Origin of the sequence: Neisseria sp. P0008.S002 (genome assembly GCF_051962805.1) — a bacterium.
GTDB classification, from domain to species: domain Bacteria; phylum Pseudomonadota; class Gammaproteobacteria; order Burkholderiales; family Neisseriaceae; genus Neisseria; species Neisseria perflava.
Window position 1 is genome coordinate 1 of record NZ_JBQCUY010000024.1, and the last position, 295, is coordinate 295.

Here is a 295-nt window from a genome sequence, read left to right on the forward strand (position 1 = left end):
CGGGCGGTTTCTGTATCAGGATGAGCGGTCAGGCTAAGGGCATCCTGGAGGGTAAGTTTACCTTGAAGGCGGTGGCGTTGGACAGGGAGGCGGAACCGAGGGTATTGCGCTTGAACGAGTCGTTGACAGCAGTAGTTTGCGGGAAGATGAAGGGAAAGGGCAGTTGTACGGACGGCGAGGAGATATTTAGGGGCAATGATGCGGAGTGTCGGCCTTTTATGGGGTAACAATCGGGTGGAAAGGGAGAAGCGGATAAAGAAAAAGGACGTGCTCAGGCACGTCCTTTCGGGAGAGG

1 pseudogene is annotated in these 295 nt (G+C 55.3%); it reads left to right on the plus strand.

What is annotated here, in order from left to right:
• Nucleotides 1-227 (plus strand): annotated as a pseudogene (locus ACTHSA_RS10830) (type IV pilin protein); the annotation flags it as partial.
• Nucleotides 228-295: the final 68 nt, after the last annotated feature.